Genomic DNA, 25698 nt, shown 5'->3' on the forward strand with positions numbered 1-25698 from the left:
TACGCCAATCCTCTGTCGCCGACGTCCGCTCTGACGTGTCACGAGCGCGGGCCGCGGAGGCGACCTTTCGAGACGGAGCGCTCAAGCTTGCTCGCACGCGCCTCCAGTGGCACCGGCAGCCCGAGCAGCCCGTCCAATCGCCGTAAATTCTTCTTCGGTCGGCGCGGTGCTACCGCGCGGCGCACCGTGCCGCGACGTAGCGGCCGTTCGGGTCCGCGTCGACGAAAAAGGTGCCCACGTCGGAGAGCTCGAAGGCGACCGAGGTCGGGTCGATCGCCGTGATGGTGAGCCTGCCGAATCCCGTGTTGCCGCCGCCGCTGACGGCCCCCGTGCTGCTGCAGTCCGCGCGAGAGGACGTCCCGAAGATCGTGAGATCTCCGCTCGCCGTGTCCACCTCGCCCACGGCGAGCATCGACTCGGGCATGCGGAGCTCCAGGTCCCACCAGTCGCTGCAGGGCTCGTACGTGGGGTTCGCGTCGGGATCGCTGCAGGACAGGGCCAGGGTGGCGATCCGGAGGGTCACGGTCGAGTCGCCGAAGACGATCGCGCTCACCCGGCGCCCACCGCCGCCCGAGGTCGTCGGCGACGGCGCGACCGAGCTCGTCGTCGAGACCGGGCCATCCGGGTCGTCCGGGCTGCCCTGGCCGCTGGTGCTGCCCTGGCCGCTGGTGCTGCCCGCGCCGCCAGCCCCGTCTCCTCCGCCGTCCATGACCACCGCGCCGCCGCACGCGCTTTGGACGAGCAGCGCGAGCGAGCCTACCGCCACTGAGATGCATCGAGGTGAGCGCTTCATCGTGGTATCGTATCGCCCTCTGGCCGGCGATCGCAGACGAGGGCAAGCCTCCGTCGATGGACCGGCCGGGGGGCACCTGTGCTACCATCGACCACAGCAGGCTCGGATGGCAGCGCGCCCCGTGGCCGGGCGTGAAGCGCGGAGCTCTCATGAAGCCACCTGTCGTCGAAGGAGACGTGATCGCCGGCAAGTACCGGGTCGATCGCGTCGTGGGCCGAGGCGGCATGGGCATTGTGGTCGCCGCCAGCCACCTGTTCCTTCCGCAGCGTGTCGCGATCAAGCTCCTTCTCAGCACGGAGAGCGCGGCGCTCGTGCAGCGGTTTCTCCGCGAGGCGCGCGCGGTGGTTCGCCTCAAGGGCGAGCACATCGTGCGGGTGTTCGACGTCGGCGAGCTCGGCTCGGGCATCCCGTACATCGTGATGGAGTATCTGGAGGGCCAAGATCTCTCCGATGTGCTCCGCGCCCGCGGCACGCTCAGCGTCGTGGACGCTGTCGACTACGTCATGCAGGCCTGCCTGGCGATGGCCGAGGCGCACGCCGCGGGCATCGTGCACCGCGATCTCAAGCCGGCGAACCTCTTCCTCACGACGACGCCCGGCGGGGCGACGCTCATCAAGGTCCTCGACTTCGGGGTCTCGAAGGAGGTGCCGGGCAGCACCGAGGGCGTCGGCGCGTCGTTGACGCAGACGCGGGAGATGCTCGGCTCGCCCATCTACATGTCCCCGGAGCAGATGCGGTCGTCGCGCTCGGTCGACGCCCGCTCCGACGTGTGGGCGCTCGGCGCGCTCCTCTACCGCCTCCTGGTGGGGCAGCCGCCGTTCGATGCCCCGGCGCTCGCCGAGCTCGTGCTCCAGGTCGCGAGCGCCGAGCCCATCCCGCCCACCGCGCTCAGGAGCGACATCCCGCCGGCGCTCGAGGCCGCGATCCTCCACTGCCTCCAGAAGGATCCGGCCCGGCGGCCGCAGACCGTGGCCGAGCTGGCGCGCGCGCTGGTCCCCTTCGCGCCGGTGGGCGGGCAAGAGCGCGCGGAGCGCGCCGCGCGGATCCTCGGGGCAGGGACGCAATCGGTGCCGCCGACGACCGGTTCCGTGCCGGCGCCGCGGGCCGTGCCGGCCAGCGGCCCTCCGAGCGCTCTGTCCGGCACGATGGCGAGCCTCCTGCCCACCACGCGCGGGCTCACGCGAACGCCCGCGCAGCCTGGGTCGCGCAGGGTCCTCGGGGTGGCGCTCGGGGCGGTCGTGATCGCCGTGCTCGCGCTCGCCCTCTGGGGCGCGGTGGCGTTGCCCGGCAGAGCGCCGGAGGCGACGGCGCTGCAGACCGCGGCGGCCTCTCGGGACGAACCGGTGTCGGGGCGCGCGAGGCAGGACACCGGGGCGCGGGGCGCGGACCCGCTGATCGCGCCGGAGCCGCCGGCGGTCCGTGATGCTTTGCCGCCGCAGCAGCCGTCTGTCTCCCCGGTCGTCGCGCCGGCCACCGATGCGGCGCCCTCCGGGTCGGCGCTTCAGGGCCGGCGCGCGCCCCCGGCGACGAGCGCGTCGGCAACGCCGAAGGCGCCGTCGGCGCCCGGAGGGACGAATCCCTTGGAACTACCTATCCAATGAGACAGGAATCTCCGGCCTCCGACCGGCGGTATATCGCATTCCAGCCGGATGCAGGCGAGGCGCCGGTGCGTTCGCGCCGCCCGGCGACGGGGCTCGCGCCAGCAGTCGCCATCGTGGTGTTGACCACGGCCGGCGGCGCGGCCGCGCAGCCACCCCAGCCCGCGCCGGCGGAGGCTCCTGCGCCGACCGCCCCCGTGCCGACCGCGCCCGCGCCGACCGCCCCCGCGCCGAGCGTGGCCCCTGCTGCCCCCGTCGCCGAGCGGCTGAGCGGTGAGGCCAGGGCCGATTACGAGTCCGGCAAGGCGCTCTTCCGCAACGGCGACTTCGCCAACGCCTTCCTCGAGTTCCAGAGCGCGTACGAGAGCTCGAAGGACGCGCGCCTCCTCTGGAACATGATCGCCTGCACGTCGAAGATGCACCGGTACAGCCAGCTCCTCGCGCTCGTGGAGAGGTTGAAGCAGGAGGACCGCGGCGTCCTGCTTCCGGAAGACTGGGCGACGATCGCCGAGGTCGAGCGGAACGCTCGCGCCCTCGTCGGTCACCTGGACATCGCCGTGAGCGAGCGGGACGCGGAGGTGACGATCGACGGCCAGCCGATCGGGAAGACGCCGCTCCCGGGCAAGGTGATCGTCGACGCCGGCACGAGGCGAATCCGTGTCTTCAAGCCGGGGTTCAAGGAGCATCTCCGCGTGGAGAGCGTGGCCCCTGGCGCCCAGCTGGCGCTCGACGTCCGGCTGGCGCGGCCGATGAACGGCGGCAGGCTCTCCATCCTTGCCTCTCCGGGCGATCGCCTTGCGCTCGACGGCGAGTTCCTGGGCGAAGGGCAGTGGGAGGGCATCGTGCCGAGCGGCCGCCACGTGGTGAGGGTGACGGCGCCGGGGAAGGTGCCCTACCAGGCCCGGATCCTGATTCGGGACGAGGCGCTGAGCAGCGTCAGCGTCGGCCTGGTGCCGGCCGAGAAGCACGGCGGGACGCCGCCGTGGGTATGGATCGCCGGCGCCGGGGCGGTCGTCGCGGCGGTCCTGTCGGCCGGCCTCCTCCTCGCGCACGATCCCGATGCCGCGCAGGTGGGGACGGCCGAGCAATCCATGGGAGCGCCCCGTCCTACCGGGTTCGGAGGCCGCTGGTAGGGGGCCTGTCGTGGTCCGTGGCGCTGGGCTGGAGGCGGCGGGGCGGAGCTCGTGTTCGGCGCAGGAGCGGCTGAGCTTCGTGCGCCGGTGTCGGTTCGCCGGGTCGGCATAGCCGTCGTGCCCCTCGGCTCGTCACACCCCCACAAGCGGTCCTGTGCAGTAGTCCGGGTCGCCGAACGTGTCGGCCTCGACGCCCATCGCATGGAGCAGCGACAGGAGCAGATCGTTGTGCGCGACCTCCTTCTTCTGGACGACGTATCGGCCCGTCTTGAAGTGGCCTCCCGCGCTCCCGGCGACGACATAAGGGATGTTCTTGCGCAGGTGATTGCCGTCCGCGTGCTCGTTGGTCCAGAAGATCACCGTGTTGTCGAAGACCGTGCCGTCGCCCTCCGGCATGCTCTTCAGTTTGGCGATCAGGTACGCGAGCTGCTCGGCGTAGAAGCGGCTGATCCTGGTGAGCCGCCCGCGGTTCACCTGATCGGCGTAGCCGTTGTGCGCCATCGGGTGGTGGCCCTCGGTGATGTCCGGCCCGAGGAAGCTCAGCACCTTGGTCGTCGCGGAGTTCGTGAAGTGCAGGCTCGCGACCCGCGTCAGATCGCAGGCGAGGGACATCGCGATGAGATCCAGCTGGAGCCGGCAGAGCTCCGGCATGCTGGCGACCTTGTCGACGTCGAGATCCGGCGTCAGCGTCGGCGCGACGCACGCCGGGGAGGCCGGCGCCGAGCCGCGATCGAGGCGCGACGCGATGTCCTCCACCGACGCGAGGTGCCCGTCGAGCTTCAGCCGATCCGCGGCGCCCAGCCGCTTGCGCAGCCGGTCGTAGTCCGAGGCCACCTTGCCGAGCACCGCCCTGCGCTGCTCGGTCTTCCGCATCGCGTCCGCGGGCGCGACCGACAGGTCGGAGAAGAGCCTGTCGAACGCGGCGTACGGGCTGTTCTCCGGCGGCAGCGGCTGCGCCGGCCCGCGGTACGCGAGGCGCGCGCCCACGGTCGCCCCGTAGACGAGCACGCCGAGCTCGAGCGAGAGGAACTTGGTCTTCGTGCCGATGTGGTTCGCGATCTCCTGGTCGACCGAGATGCCGTCGGCCCAGCCGCACGACAGCCCGGCGTCGCCCGGGAAGTCGCCCTCCTGCATCGCGCGCGCCGTCAGGCACTGCCCCGTGCCCTTCTGGTGCGCGTCGCCCGGCCCCGTCAGCGCCGACAGCGCGCTCACGTTGCCGAGCACCAGCAGATCCCTGTTGTGATCCTTGAGCGGCGCGAGGATGGGCGACAGCTCCTCGCCGTTCTGGAACGTCGAGGACGACGGCCAGAAGTCCGGCGGGACGGTGCCGTTCGGCGTGTAGAGCACGATGAACCGCTTCGGGAACTCGACCCCGAACGCGGCTCGCCCCGTCTGCTCCGACGCCGGCGCGAGCCGCTTCGAGCAGCCCATCGCCTCGAGGAACGGCAGCGTGAGCGCCGCGCCGCCGAGGCCCCTGAGCACGGCGCGGCGGCTGAGTCGGAACGGCTTCATCACGGCTCTCCTTCCGGGGCGCTCTCCGAGGCGCCCCTTGCGTCGTCTCCCACGTCGCCTCCCACATCGATCTCGCGCCGGTAGCGGAACGCGTCGGTCTGGGTGAGCGCCACGAGAAGCGCCCTGATGTTGTAGCGGGACGCCTCGAACGCCTCCGTCGCCTGCGAGAGGCTGCACGCGTCCTCGCGCTGCTCGGCGCGGCCGTAGCCGAAGCGGAACCACTGCTTCACGACGCACGCGCGCACCTGCTCGCTCTCCGCGAGCCGGTGCGCGAGCTCGACCGCGCCGTCGAACGGCCCGTCGGTGTCGGTCTGCGTGAGCTCGCCGCTGGCGTCGACAGGGATGCCGTTCTCGGCGTCCCGCCAGCGGCCGAGCGCGTCGTAGTGCTCGAAGCCGAACCCGATCGGGTCGAGCAGCGTGTGGCAGCTCCTGCAGCCCGGGTCGGACACGTGCTGCGAGAACTGCTCGCGCGTCGTCTTCGTCCGGTCGACCATCGGCGGCTCCGGGACCACGTCCGGCGGCGGCGGCGGGATCTGGCAGAGCAGGCTCTGGCGCACGAACCGGCCGCGGTGGACCGGCGAGGACCGGTTCGGCTTCGCGTAGAGCGAGAGCAGCCCGGCGTGCGTCAGGAAGCCGGCCCGCTGCGACGGATCGAGCTCCACCCGCTCGAACGCCTCGCCCTTCGGGCCTCCCTTGATGCCGTAGAGCTCGGCGAGCTCCCGGTTCATCATAGAATACGACGCCGTGAACAGCGTGCTCACGCTCGCGTCCTCCTCGAAGATCGCGTGATCCAGGAACGCCTCGGTCTCGGCCTGGAACAGCGGCAGGAGCTCGTCCCGGTACTCGGGGTAGAGCTCCGGGTCCCTCCCGCCCGCGGCGATCTCGTCGATCTTCGAGAGCCCGAGCCACTGGCGGTGGAAGTTCTTCACGGCCTCGCGCGCCCGCGGATCGCCCAGCATGCGCCGCGCCTGCGCCTCGATCTCCGCGGCGGTGCCGAGCGTCCCCTTCTCGGCGGCCGCGAAGAGCGCGTCGTCGGGCATCGTGCCCCAGAGCAGGTACGAGAGCCGCGAGGCGATCTCGTACGAGGTCAGCGGCACGACGTCGCTCTCCACCGGATCCGGCATGCCGAGCTCGACGCGGTAGAGGAAGTGCGGCGACTGGAGCATCGCCTGGACGACGAGCGAGAGGCCGGTCGACGCGTCGTCGGGCGTGTCCCCGAGGCCGAGCCCGCGGTCGAAGAGCGCCGCGAGCTCGGCGATCTCGTCCTCGGCGAGGGGCCGGCGGAACGCCCGCTTGCCGAGCGACGCGATGAGCGCCGCGATCTCGCCGCGGCACGCGGCGCCCGCCGCGGCCTCACGGCACGCGGGCGCCTCGCCGATCAGCTTGCCCGCCGCGCGCGTCGCGATGCCCTCGGCGGCGGTCATGTACTGCTCCGCGAGCAGCGGGCTCACCACGAGCGCCGCCGCCTGGTTGTTGAAGCCGAGCGACTCCTCCTCGGGCACGAAGGCCCTCGCAGGGCGGCTGTCGTCGCCGAGGAGATCAAGTATCGTATTGTCGTACTCCACCCGTGTCATGCGGCGGAGCGGCGACTCGCCTGGCTCGATCGAGGCGCAGAGCGGGGTCGTCGCCTCGCCGCCCTCGTCGTTCGCGGGGAGATCGCCGAACTGCCCTGTGCAGGAGGCGAGGAGGAGCAGGCCGATGGGCCAGCGGAGAGCTCTTGGTTCAGCCATGGTGCCTCTTCGACGAGCGCGAGCGCGAGCACGGGACGGTGCGCTCCCCTCCGTGCAGCGTGCGCGGCGCGGCCGTGTGCGCGGCGCGCCAACTCGCCATCCTCGAGGCAGCGTATGGCAAACCGTCGCTCCCGGATAGGAGCCGCGCTCGGAGCGGCCGAATCAAGTGGGAGCACGGGGCCGATGTGATCATCCCGTGCGCGCGTGTCTTACGGCGTTGCCGCGGACTCCGGCCTTCGAAGGCGGCTCGACCTGCGGTGTGCGGAGCGACTATGCTCGCGCCCAATGCAAAGGCGAACGCTCGCCTGTCCTGTCTCTCCTCGGGGGTCGCGGCGCCGCGCGCGCCGCTCTTCTGCGGCCGCGCTGCTCGGCGCGGCGCTCTCGACGCTGTCGGCGCTCCTGGCGTTGTCGGCGCCAGGCTCCGCGCTCGCCGATCCCGGCGCGGCGTCCAGCGCCGATCGCCCTCCGCGCGATGAGGGCGTCCGGCCGCCCGCCGCGGGGACCGCGCTCTTCAGCGCGGGTGTCGATCTCGAGATCGCAGGTCGTACGCTGTCCTATAGCGATCTGCTCTCCGACAACCTCCGCACCTACGAGGTGCTGGGCGTGCCCATGCCGTCCCTCCGGGGCGAGCTGTACCCGTTCGCGCGAAGCGCCGTCCCGGTGCTCCGCGACCTCGGTGTCGAGCTCTCGTACGCTCGCGCGCTCGGCCTCGACTCGGAGGGCGCCGGGGGAGCGAGCGTGTCGACCTCGTGGAGCCGGCTCCACGCCGGCCTCCGGGGCCGTTACCGCCTCGCCGGGCAGGACGGGCCGGTCCTGTTCGCGGGCGGCGGACTCCGCTGGACCGACTTCGATATCGAGTCGACGGGCGACGCGTCGCGCGACGCCGCGTCGGTGTCGTACCTCGCCTTGCGCGTCGGCGTGGACGGGCGATTGCCAGTCGGCCCGGTCGCGCTGGAGGCCGGGGGAGGGGTTCAGGCGCCCCTCTCGATGGGGGCCCTCGCGTCTCATTTTCGCGCGCCGAGCGCCGGAGGCGTCGATTTCCGGATCGCGGTCGCCGCCCCGCTCGCGCCGGGGCTCGAGGCGCGCGCCGGCGCGTCGTACGCGCGGTTCTTCTACGACTTCGACTCCGAGCCAGAGGACACGTACATCGCGGGCGGTGCGCTCGATCAGCTCTTCAGCGTTCACCTGGGGGTGGCTTATTATGGGGAGTGAGGTGCGCTCGGCGCGCGCGGCGCGCGCCGTGTCTGACCGTCGCCGTGGGCGCTTCACGGCGGCGGCGCTCGTCGCGCCGGCCTTGTCGCTGCTCGCGGGGTGTCCGGGGACGATCGACGACCAGGAGCGGTTCGGCCGGCGGGACGGCGGCCCGCAGCCCGCGTGCGCCGACGTGCCCGCGGTGTTCGCCGAGCGGTGCGGCGGCGCGAACTGCCACGGACCGGGCGAGCCCGCGGCTGGCCTCGACCTCGTCACGCTCGGCGTCGGCGATCGCGTCGCCGGCCGCCAGGCCACGAGCTGCGCCGGCGTGCTCGCCGACCCGGACCGGCCGGAGGAGAGCGCGCTCTACGTGCGGCTCACCGACGCGCCCTCGTGCGGCGCGCGTATGCCGCTCGGCGGGGCCCCGTACTCGTCCGAGGAGATCGCGTGTGTCGCCGCCTGGATCGCGGAGCTCACGCCGGCCTCGTGCAGCGGCCTCGACTGCGGCTGCCCCGGGTGCGTATGCGCGCCCGGCGCGCAGGAGGCGTGTTACACGGGCCCGGAGGGGACGAGCGGCGTCGGGCGCTGCGCGGCCGGCACGCGCGTCTGCAACGCCGAGGGCACGTCGTGGGGCCCGTGCATGGGGGAGGTCGTGCCCGCGTTCGACGCGTGCGACACGCCCGAGGACGAGGACTGCGACGGCGCGACGCCCGCCTGCGAGGACGTGTGGAGCCGCGGCTTCGGCGACGCGAGCGGCCAGTACGCCCGATCCGTCGCGTTCGACGCGGACGGCAACGTGATCGTGGCCGGCCAGCTGGAGGGGACCGTCGATTTCGGCGGCGGCCCGCTCACCGCCATCGGCACGGACGCCTTCGTGGCGAAGTTCGACGGGTTCGGCACGCACCTCTGGAGCAAGGTGTTCCCGGGCGAGGGCAACCAGTTCGCGATGGCGCTCGCGGTCGACGCGGCGGGCAGCGTGATCGTGGCGGGCCGCGCCTTCGGCCGCGTCGATCTCGGCGGCGGGGAGCTCGCGTCGCACGGGAGCGACGATGTCTTCGTCGTCAAGCTGGGCGGCGACGGCGAGCACATCTGGAGCAAGATCTTCGGCGGATCCGGCGCGGAGCGCTGCGACCGCATCGCCGTCGACGCGGCGGGCAACGTCCTCGTGGCGGGCGGCTACAACGGCACCGTCGACTTCGGCGCCGGCGAGCTCACGAGCGCGGGCCAGCGCGACGCCTTCGTGCTGCGCCTCGCCTCGGAGGATGGCCGGACGCTCCTCGCCGTGCGCGCCGGCGGCGAAGGCGACGACTACGCCCATGGGATCGCGGCCGACGCCGACGGCAACCTGCTCGTCGCGGGTTATTTCGAGGGATCCATCGATCTCGGCGGCGCGCCGCTCGAGAGCGCCGGCCTCTCCGACATCTTCCTCGCCAAGCTCCGTCCTTCCGGCGACCACGTCTGGAGCGCCCGGTTCGGCGGCGCCGAGGCCGACGAGGCGCACGACGTCGCGGTCCACCAGGCGACCGGCGACGTGGCGCTCACGGGCACGTTCGCGTCGACCATCGACCTCGGCGGCGATCCGCTGGTGAGCGCCGGCGGGCGGGATCTGTTCGTCGCCAGGTTCTCCGGCGCCGGAGCGCACCTCATGAGCCGGCGCTTCGGCGACGCCGAGGACCAGCTGCTCACCGATTTCGAGACCGGGGCGCGCGCGAGCGTCGCGGTGGACTCCGCCGGCAATCTCCTGCTCGCGGGGCCGCTGTTCGGCTCGGCGGACTTCGGCGGAGGGCCGCTGACGAGCCGAGGAAAGACCGATGTCTATCTTGTCAAGCTCGGCGCCTCCGGCGGCCACGTGTTCAGCAAGCTGTTCGGCGACGTCCAGACGCAGGTCGGCCTCGACGTGGCGGCAGGCTCAGGCGCGAGCGTGCTGATCGCCGGCCGTTTCTACGGCGCCATCAACTTCGGTCAAGGATTGCTCTCGAGCGCAGGCCAGGGCGACGCGTTCGTCGCGAAGCTCTCTTTATAAATACCGTTCTCGTTGCAAATGTCGCGCTCGGCGGCGCTGGGCGCCATTTGCCCACCTTTTCTGCCGAGGTCACCTACAGCCCGTGGCAATTTGCCTCGCTGGGGCAGCGTGGCTGTTCTCTCATTGCTCGCCTGGGCGCGTTACTCCCATTTCTCGCCCCGTTTCCAGCTTTCTCGGAGTGGCATGTTCTCTGCTCGACATCGCTCGACCGCGCGGCGAGATGCTCCCCTGATCGGAGGATTTCCGTCGAGCCGAGCGGGCCAGTCCGAAGGAGCAGAGGTATGCGCGTCCTGCTTATCACCAAGATCTTTCCGAACGCGACAAACCCGGTACAGGCGCCGTTCAACCGGCGGCAGTTTTCCGCGCTCTCGAGGTATTGTGACATCGACATCTTTGCGACGATCCCCTGGTTTCCCTTGGCTTCCAGGTTTTCTCGGTGGTCGATGTCCGCGGACGCGCCTCGCGAGGACGTGATCGAGGGATTGCCGGTACGCCACCCGCGATTCCTCTACGTGCCCAAGGTGGCGCCCTACCTCAATGGCCCGCTCTATGCGGCGTCCATGCTCTTCGAGCTGGCGCGCCACCGCCCGGCGCCGGACGTCATCGTCGGCTCGTTCGCCTATCCGGACGGATTCGCCGCGGTGTGCCTCGCGGAGCTGCTCGGCGTCCCGGCGGTCGTCAAGGTGCACGGCTCGGACGTCGACGTGCTCTCGGGGCAACCGGCGGTCAGGCCTTCGCTCGAGTGGGGTCTCCAGCGCGCGACCCGCGTCGTCGCCGTGAGCAAGCAGCTGGCCGAGGGGGTCCACGCGCTCGGCGTCCCGCGCGACCGCATCGATGTCGTCATGAACGGCGTCGATCGCGGCATGTTCCACCCCCGCGACCGGCGCGAGGCCCGCGCCGCCCTGGGCCGCCCCGCGGAGCGCCGGCTGCTGCTCTACGTCGGCCACCTTCTCCGGGACAAGGGCGCGCTCGACGCGATCGCCGCGTTCGAGCGCATCGCCGCCGCGCACCCCGACATCGACCTCGCGCTGGTCGGGAGCGGCGCGGACGAGCAGGCCTGCAGGTCCGCGGCGGAGCGGCTCGGCGGGCGCGTCCTGATGACCGGTCGCCTGCCGCACGACGAGGTGGCGCGCTGGGTCGCCGCTTGCGATGCGCTGGTCCTGCCGAGCCATCACGAGGGCACGCCCAACGTCGTGATCGAGTCGCTCGCGTCGGGCCGCCGGGTGGTCGCGACGCGGGTCGGGGGCATCCCCGACGTGATCAGCCGCCCCGAGCTCGGCGAGCTCGTCTCGCCCGGCGATCTCCCCGCCCTGGCCGGCGCCATGGCGCGCGCGGCGCACGCGCCCTACGATCCCGAGCGGATCTCGGCGCTCTCCGGGTGCAAGGGGTGGGACGAGAGCGCTCGAGCTCTCCACGACACGCTCGTCCTGGCGCGGAGCGAGCGGCGCTCGCCGGCGCTCGCGGCTGCGCCGCTGCGCGTGCCCGTGATCGACAAACGCCCCGCGCTCCAGGCGGACGCGCAACCCCCTGCGTCCGTGCGATGGGCGCCGCCCCCCTCGCGGCGGTTCCCCGACGGCGCGCAGCTCGGGGTGAGCCAGGCCTGAAGGGCCGCGCAGGCCCTGCGCTGGCCGCTCGCCCCGGCCCCGCCTCAGGCCACGGGTACGGCCTTTTCTGGCCGCAGGCGCACGGTGGGGCCGGGATCCGGGGGCGGCGGCTCGGCGCGCGGCATCGCGGCGCGCGCCGTCCAGAAGCTCCTTGCGTCGTCCGGCGTCCACGACGGCGTCGGCTCGCATGCGTCGAGCGCCGCGAGCAGCTCGCGCGCGCTCTGGTAACGGTCGCCTGGTCGCTTGGCGAGGCACCGCATCACCACGTCTTCCAGCTCCGACGACAGCGGCCAGGGCGCGCGCAGCGACGGCGGGATCGGCGGCATCGTCAGGTGCGAGTAGACGAGCTTGCCGAAGGTCCGGCCGTCGAAGGGGGCCACGCCCGTCAGCAGGTAATAGAGCGTGACCCCGAGCGAGTAGATGTCGCTCCGGGCGTCCACGGCGCCGGCCGAGATCATCTCCGGGGACATGTACGTCGGCGTTCCCTTGATGACGCCGACGTCCGTCATGCTCGCGTCTCCCTCCAGGCTCACCTGCTTCGCGATCCCGAAGTCGAGCACCTTGAGCACGTCCTGATCGTCGCCCACGCGCGTGATGTAGAGGTTGTGGGGCTTGATGTCGCGGTGGATGACGCCCGCGTCGTGCGCCTCCGCGAGCGAGAGGCAGGCCTGCCGCGCGAAGTGGACGACCCGGGAGGGCGGCATCGGGCCGTGATCGCGCACCAAGGTGGCCAGGTCGGCGCCGGCCAGGTGCTCCATCGCGATGTAGAAGATGCCGTCGCTGCTCGCGCCGAAATCGAAGATCCGGATCGTGTGCGGCGACGTGAGCCGGCTCGTCGCGCGCGCCTCGCGCTCGAAGCTGCGCACGTCGCCCTCGGACTTGCTCTCGCTGCGGAGCAGCTTCAGCGCCACGTCGCGGCGGAGCGACTCGTCCCAGGCGAGCCACACCTCGTTCTGCCCGCCCCGACCGACCGGCGCCACGAGCCGGTAGCGGCCGAGCTTGCGGGCCTCGTAGACCTGCTGGCGCGCCGACCAGAGGCCGTGGCTCGCCGCCGACACCAGGATCGCGGTGGCGAGCACGAAGATGTAGTTGCAGGCGAAGATCACGAGCGACCGAGGCGACGTCCACTGCGCCGCGAGCGCCGGGTCGAGGGACGCCCCCGCGCCCATGATGATGGGGAAGCTGAGCGCCACCGGGATCGTCATCCGGAGCGACCGCGAGAAGTGCGTCGGCAGGATCGTCGCGTCGACGAGCATCACGATCGACAGCCCGTGCATGTAGTTCCAGGTCAGATCCCCGAACTCCAGCGCCATCACGGAGATGAGCCCCCCCGTGCTCCAGACCGCGAAGACGTGCGCCGCGTCGAGGAGCTCTGCCGAGGTCTGCTCGCGCCGGGCGAGGAGGTACAGCCAGAGCAGGATGACCTCGCCGAGCAGCCGGTAGAGCAGCAGCCGGGCGACCGAGGCGCTCGGAAACACCGCGAGCACCACGAAGACGTCGAGCGCCGCGAACGTGGGCCAGGTCACGAGCGCCGTGGGGAGGCCCCGCGCCATCGCGCGGCGCTCGTCCGCCGAGCTGGCGCCTCGAGGTCCCTGGGATCCCGTCGAATGGAAGCTGCTCGAGGCGGTCATGGTGCGGCGTAGGCCGTATCGCAGGCCATTGGAGCCCTGCGCTGGCGCGGAGTCAAAGCGCGCGTCGCCTGCCTGGAGGAGTGAGAAATGACGCAACGCACGTGTCGCACGCAACGTACGTGTGGCGCGCATCGCGCGCATCGCACACGTCGTACGCGTTGCCCACGTCGTACGCACCACGCGAGCGCCGTCCGGGCGCGGCGAGCGCGCCTCCGGGGTTCCGCCGGCGGGGCGTCCGTTGTAGACGCGCTCCGCGCTCGCTCCGAGACCCCCGCAATCGCGGCGATCTCGGCGGCGATCCGCGGGGAAATGGGATGGAGCAGAGACGCGCGCTCGTGATCATCGCTGTCCGCAATGGCGTGCTCGCCGGCGCGGCCCCCGTGCGGGCGGCAACGGGCCCGCGCGCGATCCCGGGACCTGTCCTCTCGCGCGCGCGCGGCCGCGGCGCGCCGGTGCGCTGACGACCCGTGGCCAAGATCGGCTACTACGTCCACGGGCGCGGGCGCGGGCACGCGAGCCGCGCACTCCCGATCCTGGGAGCCCTCCGCGAGCGCGGCCACGAGCTCCGGATCTACGGCGGCGGCCAGGCGGCGGACCTGCTCGGCGCGCTCCCGGAGCACCGCCTCGTGCGGCCGATCCACCGCGGGCTCGCGGGCGTGATCGAGCTCCCGCGCCGCCTGGCGAAGGAGATCGTCGAGCAGGCGGGCTTCCGGCCCGACGCCATCGTGAGCGACGGCGACGTCCCGTCGCTGCTCGCCGCGCGCGCGCTCGGCATCCCCGCCGTCGCGCTCGGCCACGATCTCGTCTTCTCGCGCTGCCGCCTGCCCGAGGGGCTGCCGAGGCTGCGGGTGCTCGCGTGCCGGCGCACGACCTGGGCCTCCAGCCGGGCGCGCCGCGCGGTCGCCGTCCACTTCCTGCCGATCGAGCCGGAGACGCCGGGCACCCTCGTCGCGCGGCCCGAGCGCCGGCTCGCCCCCGCGCGCGCCGGCGAGCCCGGGGCCGTCGTCTGCTACTTCAGCGAGTGCGACGCGCGCCGGGTGCTCGAGCTCGTCGCGCGCGACGGCCGGCGCGTGGTCGCGTTCGGCGACGCGGGCCTCGACGTGCCCGGCGTCGAGGCGCGCCCCTTCGATCCGGGCGCGTTCCTCGCTCACCTCGAGGGCGCGTCGGCGGTCGTGACCACCGCCGGCAGCAACGTCCTCGCCGAGTGCGTGCTCGCCGGCAAGCCCGTGCTCGCGCTCTACGACGACCGCCACAACGAGCAGACGCTCAACGCGCTGCTCGCCGAGCGGGCCGGCGTCGCCGTCGCGAGCTCGCTCGCGGCGCTCTCGCCGGCCGTCGTGGGGCGCTTCTTCGATCGCTGCCGCGCCGCCGACTTCGCTCGCGTCGACCTGGAGCGCGCGCTGCCGAGCGCGCCTTCCGCCGTGCTCGCTTTGCTGGACGAGGCGTGCGCGGGCGCCTCGCGATGAGGTGCATCGCGACGTTCGCACCTCGCGCCATGGCCGAAGTCAACACAAGCGGCATAGGGTTTGCTAATTACGCCCACCGCCGACAGGCCGATCGGCCGACGAGGAACGGCTGCTGTGCCGAGCAACAGGCCGCGCTCGCGGCCGCAGCGCGACACAGCTGTCGCAGGCGCGACACGAACGCCCTACCGCCCGTCACGCTGCGCGCCTCGGTCGGCCATCGACCACGGTTCGCGCCGCTTCTCCAGGAGCAACGAAGATGACGATGGATGCAATTCTGCCGCTCAGCGACCACCGGAGCGATCGCGCGCCGCACGAGGCGATCGCGCCGGCGCGCCACACGCCGTCGACGGGACCCGCGCGGGGAGGGCACGCCTCCGTCAGGGCACAAGCGGCCATTCCAGAGAATCCCTTCGCTGCCCTCTCCGGCGCCAACGGGCGGCCGCTCAAGGTCGCCATCCTCAGCGATTTCACGCGCATTCCTTACGCGAACGGCGCGGTCTTCCAGACGCGCGCCCTGTATCGCGCGCTCAACACCTGTGGTCACCAGGCAACACTGATCGGACCTCGGGATCCGGATGCCTCGGCCGATGAGGTCCCTCCCGGGACCGTCGCCTTGCCGAGCCTGCCGCTGCGCACCTACCCGGGGGTGCACCTGCCGATCCCCGTGGGATCCTCGGTGCTCGATCCGATGCGGTGGGATTTTGACATCTGCTTTGCGCAGACCACGACGCTGCTCATCGAGTTCGGCATCTGGCTGCGCAAGATGCGTGGCGTCCCGCTGCTCTGCGTGAACACGACGCACCTCGCGGCTGCGTACGACGTGCTCCTGCCGGAGCGGGTCTCCCGGATCGGCGCGGTCCACACGGTGCTCCACAAGACGCTCCGCGCGCCGATGGAGCGGCTGTTCGTGGACCTGTACAACCAGGGAGACGGCCTCGTCGTGCTGAGCGAGGGCCTGCGCGATTACTGGCGCGAACGGGGCGTGACGGTGCCGATCCACGTCATCCCGCGGATGGTCCCCGAGGACGTGTTCGAGCGCCCGCTCGGCCCCGACCCGTACGTGCAGCTGCTCGAGGAGCGCGGGCTCGACACGCGCGGCCCGCGCCTCGTCTGCGCGGGCCGCCACACCCGGGAGAAGTCGCAGCACCGGCTGATCCGCATCTTCGCCGAGCACATCGCCCCGCACGAGCCGCAGGCGACGCTCACGCTCGTCGGCGACGGGCCGGACAGCGCGGCGTACGCGGCGCTCGCGCGCGAGCTGGGCGTCGCGCGCCGGGTCATCTTCACGGGCGAGGTGCCGTACAGCCAGATCTCGGACTACTACCGGCACGCGAACCTCTTCCTGCACTCCTCGCTGAGCGAGACGTTCGGAAACGTGCTCAGCGAGGCGCTGTGGTGCGGCTCCCCGACGGTCGCGTTCGCCGACGGCATGGGCGTGAGCTCGCAGATCCAGAGCGGCCACAACGGCCTGCTGATCGACCCGGGCCGCGGGCCGATCGCCGAGGAGAGCGCGAACGCCGCGTTCGGCAAGGCCGTGATCGCGCTCGCGCGCGACCCGCTCGCCGCCGCGCGGCTCGGGAGCGCGGCCGCGCAGCGGGCGCGCGAGCGGTCCTCGCCCCTCGTCGTGCAGCGGATGCTCGCGAACGCGTTCGCGAACGCGCGCGAGCACGCGCGGCAATCCAACCTGCGCCCGCTCGTCGACGGGCCGAAGGCGCTCCAGTGGCTGGAGACTTTCCGGCACTTCCGCACCTGGATGGGCTTCACCGGCGGCCTCTTCGCGTTCGGCCACCTGCGCCCCGCGGCGGCGCCGCGGCCCAAGGGCATCCAGCCGTCCTTCTGCGCCTAGCGCGCGTGGTAAGACCGGCCCGAAGCCGGCCCGCACGCGGCCGCTTCGAGGTGTTCCCGGTTTCGAGGTGTCCTTCGAATGCTCCTCAGGATGATCGGTGCGCTCGTCGATTTCAGCGGGCGCCGTCCCTGGCTCGTCATCGCGCTCGCCCTCCTCTCCATGGCAGGGCTATGGGGGTACGCGTCGCGGCTCGAGCTGCGCACGGAGCTCCGGGAGCTCTTGCCGCGCGACAGCCCGGCGTTCCAGGCCTACGAGCGTCAGGCCCGGCGCGTGGACGGCGGAGCGCAGCTCATCGTCATCGCCGAGTCGCCGGATCGCGGCGCGAACGAGCGGTTCATCGACGCGCTCGCGGAGCAGCTGAACGAGCCGCTCCGGAAGCGCGCGGCCTGCGCCGCGGCGTGCGGCGACGACGCCTGCCGGGCGGCGTGCGGGCCGCCGGGGCTCATCCGCTACGTGGAGTCCGGCACGAAGGAGGTCCGCAGCTTCTTCGACGCGAACAAGTGGCTCTACGCGAGCGTCCGCGAGCTCGAGGCGGCGGACGAGGCGATCGAGCTGGAGCTCGCGCTGCGGAGCGGCCTCATCGAGGATCTGGAGGCTGGCGGGGCATCTGGGAGTGAGGCGGGCGCGGCGGCGGCGCCGGCGCCAGCGAAGAAGGGGCTGTCGCTCGACGAGACGTGGCAGGAGCTCCAGCGGCGCCTGAAGAAGATCGACGAGTTCCCGAGCGGCTACTTCGCCACGCCCGACGGGCGCATGGTCGCGCTCCGCATCGTCTCGCGCAGCGCCGGGATGGGCGATCGCCGCGCGGCGGAGCTCCTCGACCAGGTGACCGCGCTCGTCTCGCGCCTCGATCCTGCGGCGTTCCACCCGGCCATGCAGGTCGGGTACGCGGGCGACATCCCGAACGCCATCGCCGAGCAGAAGTCGCTCGTGAGCGAGGCGGTGTGGGCCACCGTCATCGCGCTCGTGCTGATCGTCGGCGGGGTGATGATCTACTACCGCTCGCCCTGGTCGCTCGTGGTGATCATGCTCCCCACGGCCCTCGGCGCCAGCGCGGGGTACGCGTTCGCGACCCTGACCTACGGCTACGTCAACACGGTCGGCGCCTTCCTCGGGGCGATCATCGTCGGCAACGGGGTCAATTACCCGATCGTGCTCCTGTCGAGGTACCGCGATTTCCGCGCGCGCGGCATGCCCGCGGACGAGGCGCGGCGCGAGGCGGTCATCAACGCGTTCCGCGCCGAGCTCGTCGGGGCCAGCGTGGCGGCCATCGCCTACGGATCGCTCACGATCACGCACTTCCGCGGCTTCAGCCAGTTCGGCACGATCGGCTTCGTCGGGATGTTCATGGTGTGGGCGTCCATCGTGCCGCTCGTGCCCGCGACGCTCGTCGCGATCGAGCGCATCCAGGCGAGGCTCCCGCGCTGGATGCGCGATCCGGCGCCGCGCGTCTCGGACGAGGGCACCTCCGGGCCCGGCGCGCGGGCGCTCTCGCGCGTGACGTCGCGGTGGCCGTTCGCGTTCCTCGCGGTCGCGCCGGTCATCGTCGCGCTCGCGGCGTGGAAGCTCCCCGCGTACATCCGGGACCCCTGGGAGTACAACTTCGCGCGCCTCGGCTCGAAGAGCTCGCGGGAGAAGGGCGCGGGGAGCTGGTCGCTCAAGGCGTCCGAGGTCTTCGGCGGGAAGATGAACGTCGCCGGCGCGATGATGCTCGCGGACACCCCCGAGCAGGTGCCGGCCATCAAGGCGCAGATCCTGGCGAACGACGCGAAGGATCCGCAGGGCCAGCTCGTGGCCGACGTCGCGACGATCGCCGACGCCCTCCCCGGCACGGCCGAGGAGCAGCAGCGGAAGATCGAGATCCTGGAGCGCATCCGGGGCCGGCTGACCCCGCGGGTGCTGAAGGCGCTGCGCCCCGAGGAGCGCGAGCGCGTCCTCGCCATGAAGCCGCCGGAGTCGCTGCGCGTCATCGGCCCCAAGGACCTGCCCGACCTCATCCGCCGCAGGTTCGAGGAGAACAACGGCGTCGTGGGGACGGTGTTCTACGTGAAGTACAAGAACAACGTCTCGTTCTCGAACGGCAGGAACCTCCTGCGGATGGCCGACACGACCGGCAACGTGGTCCTCCCTGACGGGACCCACGTCGTCACGGCGAGCAGGCCGACGGTCTTCGCCGAGATGATCCGGTCGATGGAACGCGACGGCCCGCTGGCGACGGCGGCCTCGCTCCTCGCGGTCACGGCCGTCGTGGTGCTCGCGACGGGCAGCATCGCGGGCGCGCTCGCGGTGCTCCTGGCCCTCGTGCTCGGCGTGCTCGGGACGGCCACCGCGATGGCGATACACGACGTCAAGATCAACTTCCTGAACTTCATCGCGCTCCCGATCACGTTCGGCATCGGCTGCGAGTACCCGTTCAACGTCTTCGATCGCGCGCGGCTGCTCGGCGGCGACGTGTCGCTCGCGCTCAAGCGCTCGTCCGGCCCCGTGGCCCTCTGCAGCTACACGACCGTGCTGGGCTACGGGTCGCTCATCTTCGCCGACAACCAGGCGCTGAACTCGTTCGGCTGGGTCGCGGTCAGCGGCGAGATCGCGTGCGTGGCGTGCGCGCTCCTGTTCCTCCCGGCGCTGCTCCACGTCATGAACCGCTCTGCGCGGATGCGGCGCTCGTGGAAGGGCGGCCTCCTCCTGCGCGGGAGCAACCACTCGTGAAGATCCTCGACGTCGCGGAGTTCTTTTCGTCCCGCGGGGGCGGCGTGCGGTCGTACCTGGAGGAGCTCGTGCGCCAGGGGAGCCGGCGCGGCCACGAGATCGTCGTCGTGGCGCCCGGGCCGCGCGACGAGGTCGTGCCGCTCGAGCGGGGCCGCATCGTGCGGGTGGCGGGCCCGCCGATGCCGTACGACCCGACCTACCACGCGCTCCTCCGGCTCGGCGCGGCGCGGGCGATCATCCGCCGCGAGGCGCCGGACGTGGTCCAGGCGAGCGCGCCGTACACGGCCGCGCTCGTCGCGGCGAGCGCCCGCGAGGTCCCGCTCCGCACATTCGTGTACCACTCGGATCAGATCAGCACCTACGCGGCGCCGCTGCTCGACCGGGTGCGCCCGCGCGCGGTCGCCCGGGCGCTCGAGGGCGCGCTGTTCGCCTGGCCGCGCGCGCTGTCGCGGCGGTTCGACGCGACGATCGCCCCCGGGACGTTCATCGCGGAGCAGCTCCGCAGCCACGGCTGCGAGCGCGTCCACCGCGTCACCTTCGGCGTGAAGCGCGGCGACTTCGGCCCCTCCCGCGCGGACGCGGCGCTGCGCCGCAGCCTGCTCGGCCGGTTCGCGGACGAGCCGTCGGCCGCGCTGCTGCTCGTCGCGTGCCGGCTCGCCGTCGAGAAGCGGGTCGCGCTCGTGATCGACGCGGTGCGAGAGCTCGCCGCGCGGCGCCCGGTCGCGCTCGCGGTGCTGGGCGACGGGCCCGAGCGGGCGCGGCTCGAGCGCCGCGCGGCCGCCCTGCCGCAGGTGACCTTCCTCGGCTTCGCCAAGGACCGCGCCACCTACGCGGCGCTGCACGCCAGCGCCGACGTCTTCGTCCACGGGGGCGCCGCGGAGACGTTCGGCTTCGTGCTAGGCGAGGCGCTGTGCTCGGGCCTGCCGCTCGTCGTCCCGGCCGCCGGCGCCGCGCTGGATTTCGTGCAGCCCGGCGCCGCCGAGGTGTACGCGCCGCGCGCCTCGCCCGGCGAGGTGGCCGCCGCCATCGAGCGGGTGCTCGCGCGCCCGCGGGAGGAGCGCGTCGCGGCGGCGCGGGCCGCGGGGGAGCGGCTGCCCACGAGCGACGAGCACTTCGACGCGCTGTTCGCGCTCTACGCGGACCTGCTCGAGCGCGGGGTGCGCAGCGAGGGCTGACGTCGTGGACGCCAGCTTGCCCGCGAGAGGATCGATCGTGCACCCCTTCCTGCTGATCTCCCCCGCCTTCGCTCCCCAGACGAGCGTCGGCGCCTTCCGCTGGGTGAAGCTCGCGCGGCACCTGCCGCGCCACGGCTTCCGCCCCGCCGTCCTGTCGGGGACCTTCCCCGAGGATCCGCGCGACGACGGGCTGCTCGCCGCGCTGCCGCCCGAGGTCGAGGTCTTCGACGAGTACCTCGATCCGGCCGTCCTCGCCGTGGGCGCCGCGCTGCGCGCCCTCCGCGCGCGGGCGCCGCTCCCCGCGGGGCGCGCGGGGCCGCTCGTCGGGCTCCGCCCGTTCCAGGCGATCACCGACCGCTGGATCGCGCACGCCCCGCGCGGGGCGCGCGCGGCGGTGGCCCTGGCCCGCCGCACCGGCGCGCGGGCCGTCGTGGTGAGCGCCGGCCCGTACTCGGCCTGCCCGGTCGGCCTCCACGTGAAGCGGGCGCTCGGCGTGCCGCTCGTCCTCGACATGCGCGACCCGTACTCGCTGCACGAGACGGGGAACGGGCCGCCGTCGGGCCTGGCCGAGCGGGCCCGGCGCGCCATCGTCCCGCGCCTGGAGCGCCGCTGGCTCGAGGGCGCCGACCACGTGATCTTCAACACGCGGGCCGCGCTCGAGGCCTACCGCGCGCGCTTCCCCGAGCTCACGTCGAAGTCCTCGTTCGTGCGCAACCACTTCGATCTCGCGCTGTACGCGCCCGCGCCCGCGCCCGAGCCGCCCCGCCGCTTCGTCGTGCTCCACCTCGGCACGATCCGCGAGGAGGCCTCTGCCGACCAGATAGGCGCCGCGCTGCGGCGGTTCATCGATCGCGAGCGGCTCGCGCCCGACGACGTCGTTCTCCGGCAGATCGGCCGGATATCCGATCACGATCGCGCCTGCTTCGAGCGCATGGGGCTCACGCCGTACATCGAGGCGCTCCCCCCGGTCCCGCAGCGCGACGTGCTCGGCGAGCTCAGGCGGGCGCACGTCCTGCTCGCGATGCTCAGCCCCCATGTCGTGCTTCGCGTCTCGGCCAAGACCTACGACTACGCCGCGTCGGGGATGCCCGTCGTCAGCGTGACCGCGAACCGCGAGGTCGAAGAGCTCCTCTCGTACCGGAGCGACAACGCGCGCGTCGCGCCGGACGACGCCGACGGCATCGCCGCCGCGCTCGCGCGCCACCTCGCGCGCTTCCGGGAGACGGGCGCGCTTCCGGTCCCGGCGCCTCCGCCCGCCGAGCTGTCGTCCGAGGCGGCCGCGGCCAGCATCGCCGCGATCCTGGACCGCGTCATCGCCGACTCGCCCTCCGCCCATCCCGCCCGCCAGCCCCCTTGAAAGCGGTAGGCCGGCGGGGAGGGCGCCCGTCGCGCAACCAGCGTCGACCCCGCCCAACCGTCAGGCACTAGACTGGCGCGCGCCGCGCCGCCTTCGCGGCGCCATCCCCCTTCCTCGGAGCTGTGCATGCGCTTTCTCCACCCCGAGCATGACGAGAGCCTGGAGCTCGCCCTCGAAGACGTGTTCCTGACCCCCGGCTACTTCGCTGGCGGCTCCCGCCTGGAGACCGACCTGCGCCCGGCGGACTTCCCTGGCGGCTCGCACCCGATCGTCTCGGCGAACATGAACGCGGTCACCGGCAAGCGGATGGCGGAGACGATGGCCCGCTTCGGCGGCCTCGGCGTGCTCCCGCAGGACATGGATCTCGACACCGTCGAGCGCATCGTCCGCCACATCAAGCGCGCCGACCCGCGTTACGACACGCCCCTCTCGGTCTCCCCGCGGGCGACGCTCCGCGACGTGCACGGCATCATCCGCAAGCGATCGCACGACATGGTGGTCGTGGTCGACGACGAGCGGCGGCCGATCGGCATCGTCACCCACGCCGACCTGCGCGACCGGGACCAGTACACGCCCGCGTCCGCGCTCATGTCGTCGCGCCTCATCACCATCCCGGTCGGCACGCCGAACCGGACCGCCTTCCTGCTGATGGAGGACGCCCGCGTGAAGGCGGTCCCCGTGCTCGACGGGGACGGGCGGCTCCACGGCGTGCTGACGCGCGACGACGCCGTTCGCCTCGAGCTGCTGAAGCCGACGCTCGACGGCGGCGGCGAGCTCATGGTCGCGGCGGCGATCGGGATCTCCGCGCAGGCGGCCCAGAGCGCCGCGCGCCTGATCGAGATCGGCGTCTCCGCGATCGTGCTCGACACCGCGCACGGCCACCAGCGCCGGATGATCGAGGCGATCCGCGCGGTGCGGAGCGCCGTCGGCGACGCCGTCCCGCTCGTGGCCGGCAACGTCTGCACGGCGGAGGGCACGCGGGCTCTCATCGAGGCGGGCGCCGGCATCGTGAAGGTGAACGTCGGCCCCGGCGCGATGTGCACGACGCGCATGCAGACCGGCGCCGGCCGGCCGACGTTCTCCTCGGTGCTCGCGTGCGCCCGCGAGGCGCGCCGCCACGGCAAGCGCGTCTGGGCCGACGGCGGCGTCCGTCACCCGCGCGACGTGGCGCTCTACCTCGCCGCCGGCGCCTCGCGTGTCATGGTCGGGACGACGCTCGCCGGCACGTACGAGAGCCCAGGCGACGTCATGGAGGACCGCGACGGGCTGCTCTACAAGGAGAACTACGGCATGGCGAGCGCCCGCGCGGTCAGCGAGCGCACCGCCGACCTCGACGCGTTCGAGCGCGCCAAGAAGGCCTTCTTCCGCGAGGGCATCTCGACGTCACGGATCTACATCCACGAGGGGCGCGAGAGCGTCGGCGCCATCCTGATCGAGATGATCACCGGCGTGCAGTCGGCGTGCACCTACGCCGGCGCGGCGAACCTGGACGAGCTCCACGACAAGGCCGCCATCGGGGTGCAGACGCTGGCGGGCTACGGCGAGGGCAAGCCGCACGGAATCGAACGGCGTTGATCGAACGGCGTTGATCGAGCGGTGCTGATCGGACGTCGCGGCGAGCGCGACACGCGGCCGCGCTCTCCGGCGGTGGCTCTGGGCGCGACACCGCGCGCGACGCGGCGCGCGACACGCTCACCGCGCCATGCTTCTCATGCGCGCGAGCCGCGGCGCGGGATGACGGAAAGGTGACGTGACTTCCACCCGGGCAGCGACGAACCTCCGGCTGCTTACCGTCGAGGTCCTCCATGCCGAACGCACCCGCTCCACGCTTTTTCGCCGCGCGCCGCGCCATTCGCCGGTTCGTCGGCCGCACCTGGTTGTCTGTGTTCGGCTGGCGCGTGGACGGCATCACGGAGCTCCCGTCGAAGGCGGTGATCATCGCGGCGCCCCACACCTCGAACTGGGATTTCCCGTTCACGCTCGCGGTCAGCTACGTGCTCGACCTCGAGTTCTCCTGGCTCGGCAAGCACACCCTCTTCGAGCCGCCGTTCGGCTTCTTCTTCAAGTGGCTTGGCGGCGTCCCCGTCGACCGCCGCGACAGGAACAACCTCGTCGCGGCCGTGGTCGACGTGCTGAAGGAGCGCGACGAGCTCATCCTGGTCATCGCGCCCGAGGGCACGCGCTCGCGCACGAAGCGCTGGAAGACGGGCTTCTACTACGTCGCGCTCGGCGCCGGCGTCCCGATCCTCCTCGGATACCTCGACTTTCCCCGGAAGCGAGGCGGGATCCTCCACGTGTTCCACCCGACGGGCGACATCGAGGCCGACATGGCGGCGATCCGCCATCACTACGATGGCATCGAAGGAAAGCACCCGGAGCGGATGAGCGAGATCACGCTCGGCGCCAGGGGTGCTCCGGCGAACGGGGCCGTGCAGCACCCCTGAGCTCGGGTCGAGGGCGCGCGATCCGCCTATCCGCGCGCCCCGGGGGCGCTCGTCAGCGCGGGGACGGCGCGCGAACCGACGAGGCGGGCCCCGCCGTGATCCTCGTCGTCAGCACGCCAGCGAGCGCCCATTCGAACGCGGAGCGGTCGGTGTACACGTTGAAGCGGCCGCCCGTGGCGAGGTTGGCGACCGTGACGCCCATGGCGACGAGCCCCGGCCGCACGAGGATATGGACCTCCCTCAGCTTGCCGGGGTTCCGCAGGTGCCACGCCGTGAGCCTGGCCCGGACGTCGCTGTCATAGCCGGTGCCGAGCTCGAAATCGTCGAACACGACCGGGTGCACGCCCGCCTCGACGAGGGTCTCCAGGTGCCTGATCGCCGGCTCGATGAGATCGAGCGACGCGTACCCCTCGAGGCGCCTCGTCACGACGTCGGATGCGGGCGTTCGAATATCGAGGACTCCGCGCCCGGTCGACCAGCGGTCGCCCCGCGCTCCGAGCCGTGTGTGTGCCAAATCCATCTCGATTTCGAGACTTTAGTCTATGGGCGGCGCTCCGCCATGCGATCCGTCCGATCCGCACCGTTCCCCGACGCTGGGGGCCTGGACTGCCTCGCGGACGGCGCCTCGCCGGCCGGGCGCGCGAGGCGGCGGGACGCGCGAGGCGGCGGGACGCGCGAGGCGGCGGGACGCGCGAGGCGGCGGCGTGTCGAGCACGTCCGGCGGGCCAGGCCGCCTCCTGCTGCGTCGAGCGCCGTCGGCGTGGCCGAAAGCGGCTATGATGCCGCGGCTGTTTCGGCCGCCGGCCGGTGCTGGCGGTTCGCGAGGCGTCTTCGCCCGCAGCAGAGGGACGAAGGAGGAGCTACCGAGATGAGAGGACATGTTTCCAGGGTGCTGCGGCTCGCTGTCGTGGCGTTTGCGTGCGCGCTGATGGCGGGCTGCGGCGGCCCGCTGCGCTACACGCCGCAGGGCATGGGGAAGGCGCCGGGCGCGGACGCCGTGATCATCGCCGACGTCAATTTCGACGCGGCCATGACCCGCCTCGACATCAACGCGAAGGACCTCCCGCCGCCCGATCGCCTCGACTCGAGCAGCACCGCCTACGTCGTCTGGGCGCGCCCGGACAGCGACTCGCCCTGGCAGCGGATCGGCGCGCTCAACTTCGACCCCGATGCCCGCACCGGCAAGCTCAAGGACGTGAGCGTGCCGCTCACCCGGTTCGAGCTCGTCATCAGTCTCGAGAAGACCGCGAATCCCGAGTCGCCGTCCTCGGAGCTCATCTTCAAGCAGGACGTCGAGTACTGACGAGACGGCGTTCGCCGCCGCACTGATAGCCAGGAGTACGGTGAGGGTGCGCGGCGGATGCCTGGCGGCGTACCGGATGCTGCCTGGCGAGGCATCCGGCGATACCTCGCCGGGTATCGCCGGATACCTGCCAAGGTATCGCCGGATACCTCGCGGGGCAGTGAAGGAACGTCGGTCTGGGGTCAA

General features: G+C 72.5%; 19 protein-coding genes. 14 read left to right on the plus strand and 5 right to left on the minus strand.

Annotated features, from left to right (window positions below; genetic code table 11):
• Positions 1–169 precede the first annotated feature (169 nt).
• Positions 170–766, minus strand: a complete 597-nt coding sequence (locus WMF14_RS05860) for a hypothetical protein (protein ID WP_437799197.1) — start codon at positions 764–766, stop codon at positions 170–172.
• Between the two features lie 176 nt (positions 767–942).
• Here WMF14_RS05860 and WMF14_RS05865 point away from each other — a divergent pair, with 176 nt between their 5' ends.
• Positions 943–2394, plus strand: coding sequence for a protein kinase domain-containing protein (locus tag WMF14_RS05865; RefSeq protein WP_437799198.1), 1452 nt, complete (start codon positions 943–945; stop codon positions 2392–2394).
• 113 nt (positions 2395–2507) lie between these two features.
• Positions 2508–3524 carry a PEGA domain-containing protein gene (locus WMF14_RS05870; RefSeq protein ID WP_437799199.1) on the plus strand — a complete coding sequence of 339 codons (1017 nt, stop codon included), beginning with the start codon at positions 2508–2510 and terminating at the stop codon, positions 3522–3524.
• 132 nt (positions 3525–3656) lie between these two features.
• Here WMF14_RS05870 and WMF14_RS05875 read toward each other — a convergent pair whose 3' ends face one another.
• On the minus strand, positions 3657–5036 hold the full coding sequence (locus tag WMF14_RS05875) for a DUF1552 domain-containing protein (RefSeq protein WP_437799200.1): 1380 nt from the start codon (positions 5034–5036) through the stop codon (positions 3657–3659).
• Positions 5036–6766 (minus strand): DUF1592 domain-containing protein, encoded by a 1731-nt coding sequence (locus tag WMF14_RS05880; RefSeq protein ID WP_437799201.1) that lies wholly within the window; start codon positions 6764–6766, stop codon positions 5036–5038. Before WMF14_RS05880 ends, WMF14_RS05875 begins: the two co-directional genes overlap by 1 nt.
• 285 nt (positions 6767–7051) lie before the next feature.
• Between WMF14_RS05880 and WMF14_RS05885 the strand changes: the two genes are divergently transcribed.
• From WMF14_RS05885 to WMF14_RS05895, 3 genes are all read left to right on the plus strand, one after another.
• Complete coding sequence (locus WMF14_RS05885) at positions 7052–7978, plus strand: hypothetical protein (protein WP_437799202.1); 927 nt, start codon at positions 7052–7054, stop codon at positions 7976–7978.
• Between the two features lie 28 nt (positions 7979–8006).
• A complete protein-coding gene (locus WMF14_RS05890) occupies positions 8007–9980 on the plus strand; it encodes a nucleotide-binding protein (RefSeq protein ID WP_437799203.1) in 1974 nt (657 codons plus the stop codon).
• A 443-nt stretch (positions 9981–10423) separates the two neighbouring features.
• A complete protein-coding gene (locus tag WMF14_RS05895; protein ID WP_437799204.1) occupies positions 10424–11584 on the plus strand; it encodes a glycosyltransferase family 4 protein in 1161 nt (386 codons plus the stop codon).
• Positions 11585–11628: 44 nt separating this feature from the next.
• Here WMF14_RS05895 and WMF14_RS05900 read toward each other — a convergent pair whose 3' ends face one another.
• Complete coding sequence (locus tag WMF14_RS05900) at positions 11629–13137, minus strand: serine/threonine-protein kinase (protein ID WP_437799205.1); 1509 nt, start codon at positions 13135–13137, stop codon at positions 11629–11631.
• Positions 13138–13529: 392 nt separating this feature from the next.
• Here WMF14_RS05900 and WMF14_RS05905 point away from each other — a divergent pair, with 392 nt between their 5' ends.
• From WMF14_RS05905 to WMF14_RS05940, 8 genes are all read left to right on the plus strand, one after another.
• Positions 13530–13676, plus strand: a complete 147-nt coding sequence (locus tag WMF14_RS05905) for a hypothetical protein (protein WP_272100519.1) — start codon at positions 13530–13532, stop codon at positions 13674–13676.
• A 6-nt stretch (positions 13677–13682) separates the two neighbouring features.
• A complete protein-coding gene (locus WMF14_RS05910) occupies positions 13683–14681 on the plus strand; it encodes a glycosyltransferase family protein (protein WP_437799206.1) in 999 nt (332 codons plus the stop codon).
• Between the two features lie 256 nt (positions 14682–14937).
• Positions 14938–16527 carry a glycosyltransferase gene (locus WMF14_RS05915; protein ID WP_437799207.1) on the plus strand — a complete coding sequence of 530 codons (1590 nt, stop codon included), beginning with the start codon at positions 14938–14940 and terminating at the stop codon, positions 16525–16527.
• 90 nt (positions 16528–16617) lie between these two features.
• Positions 16618–19233: an efflux RND transporter permease subunit gene (locus WMF14_RS05920; protein ID WP_437799208.1), complete on the plus strand. Its 2616-nt coding sequence runs from the start codon at positions 16618–16620 to the stop codon at positions 19231–19233.
• A complete protein-coding gene (locus WMF14_RS05925) occupies positions 19230–20408 on the plus strand; it encodes a glycosyltransferase family 4 protein (protein ID WP_437532904.1) in 1179 nt (392 codons plus the stop codon). Before WMF14_RS05920 ends, WMF14_RS05925 begins: the two co-directional genes overlap by 4 nt.
• Positions 20409–20445: 37 nt before the next feature.
• Positions 20446–21765: a glycosyltransferase gene (locus WMF14_RS05930; protein WP_437799209.1), complete on the plus strand. Its 1320-nt coding sequence runs from the start codon at positions 20446–20448 to the stop codon at positions 21763–21765.
• Between the two features lie 126 nt (positions 21766–21891).
• A complete protein-coding gene (locus WMF14_RS05935) occupies positions 21892–23340 on the plus strand; it encodes a GuaB1 family IMP dehydrogenase-related protein (RefSeq protein WP_437799210.1) in 1449 nt (482 codons plus the stop codon).
• Between the two features lie 230 nt (positions 23341–23570).
• Complete coding sequence (locus tag WMF14_RS05940) at positions 23571–24209, plus strand: lysophospholipid acyltransferase family protein (protein ID WP_437799211.1); 639 nt, start codon at positions 23571–23573, stop codon at positions 24207–24209.
• Positions 24210–24261: 52 nt separating this feature from the next.
• On the opposite strand, the gene WMF14_RS05945 is transcribed toward WMF14_RS05940, so the two are convergent.
• Positions 24262–24636 (minus strand): hypothetical protein, encoded by a 375-nt coding sequence (locus WMF14_RS05945; RefSeq protein WP_437799212.1) that lies wholly within the window; start codon positions 24634–24636, stop codon positions 24262–24264.
• Between the two features lie 441 nt (positions 24637–25077).
• On the opposite strand from WMF14_RS05945, the gene WMF14_RS05950 reads away from it, so the two are divergent.
• Positions 25078–25512 (plus strand): hypothetical protein, encoded by a 435-nt coding sequence (locus WMF14_RS05950; protein ID WP_437799213.1) that lies wholly within the window; start codon positions 25078–25080, stop codon positions 25510–25512.
• Positions 25513–25698: the final 186 nt, after the last annotated feature.

It is taken from the genome of Sorangium sp. So ce693 (assembly GCF_051521375.1).
GTDB classification, from domain to species: Bacteria; Myxococcota_A; Polyangia; order Polyangiales; family Polyangiaceae; genus Sorangium; species Sorangium atrum.

What these genes read in the sequence shown, in the direction of transcription:
- WMF14_RS05865 (WP_437799198.1), top strand. Translation starts at nt 943, where the DNA reads ATGAAGCCACCTGTCGTCGAAGGAGACGTGATCGCCGGCAAGTACCGG.
- WMF14_RS05875 (WP_437799200.1), bottom strand. Translation starts at nt 5,036, where the DNA reads ATGAAGCCGTTCCGACTCAGCCGCCGCGCCGTGCTCAGGGGCCTCGGC.
- WMF14_RS05880 (WP_437799201.1), bottom strand. Translation starts at nt 6,766, where the DNA reads ATGGCTGAACCAAGAGCTCTCCGCTGGCCCATCGGCCTGCTCCTCCTC.
- WMF14_RS05885 (WP_437799202.1), top strand. Translation starts at nt 7,052, where the DNA reads ATGCAAAGGCGAACGCTCGCCTGTCCTGTCTCTCCTCGGGGGTCGCGG.
- WMF14_RS05895 (WP_437799204.1), top strand. Translation starts at nt 10,424, where the DNA reads ATGTCCGCGGACGCGCCTCGCGAGGACGTGATCGAGGGATTGCCGGTA.
- WMF14_RS05900 (WP_437799205.1), bottom strand. Translation starts at nt 13,137, where the DNA reads ATGGCGCGGGGCCTCCCCACGGCGCTCGTGACCTGGCCCACGTTCGCG.
- WMF14_RS05905 (WP_272100519.1), top strand. Translation starts at nt 13,530, where the DNA reads ATGGAGCAGAGACGCGCGCTCGTGATCATCGCTGTCCGCAATGGCGTG.
- WMF14_RS05915 (WP_437799207.1), top strand. Translation starts at nt 14,938, where the DNA reads ATGACGATGGATGCAATTCTGCCGCTCAGCGACCACCGGAGCGATCGC.
- WMF14_RS05920 (WP_437799208.1), top strand. Translation starts at nt 16,618, where the DNA reads ATGATCGGTGCGCTCGTCGATTTCAGCGGGCGCCGTCCCTGGCTCGTC.
- WMF14_RS05935 (WP_437799210.1), top strand. Translation starts at nt 21,892, where the DNA reads ATGCGCTTTCTCCACCCCGAGCATGACGAGAGCCTGGAGCTCGCCCTC.
- WMF14_RS05940 (WP_437799211.1), top strand. Translation starts at nt 23,571, where the DNA reads ATGCCGAACGCACCCGCTCCACGCTTTTTCGCCGCGCGCCGCGCCATT.
- WMF14_RS05950 (WP_437799213.1), top strand. Translation starts at nt 25,078, where the DNA reads ATGAGAGGACATGTTTCCAGGGTGCTGCGGCTCGCTGTCGTGGCGTTT.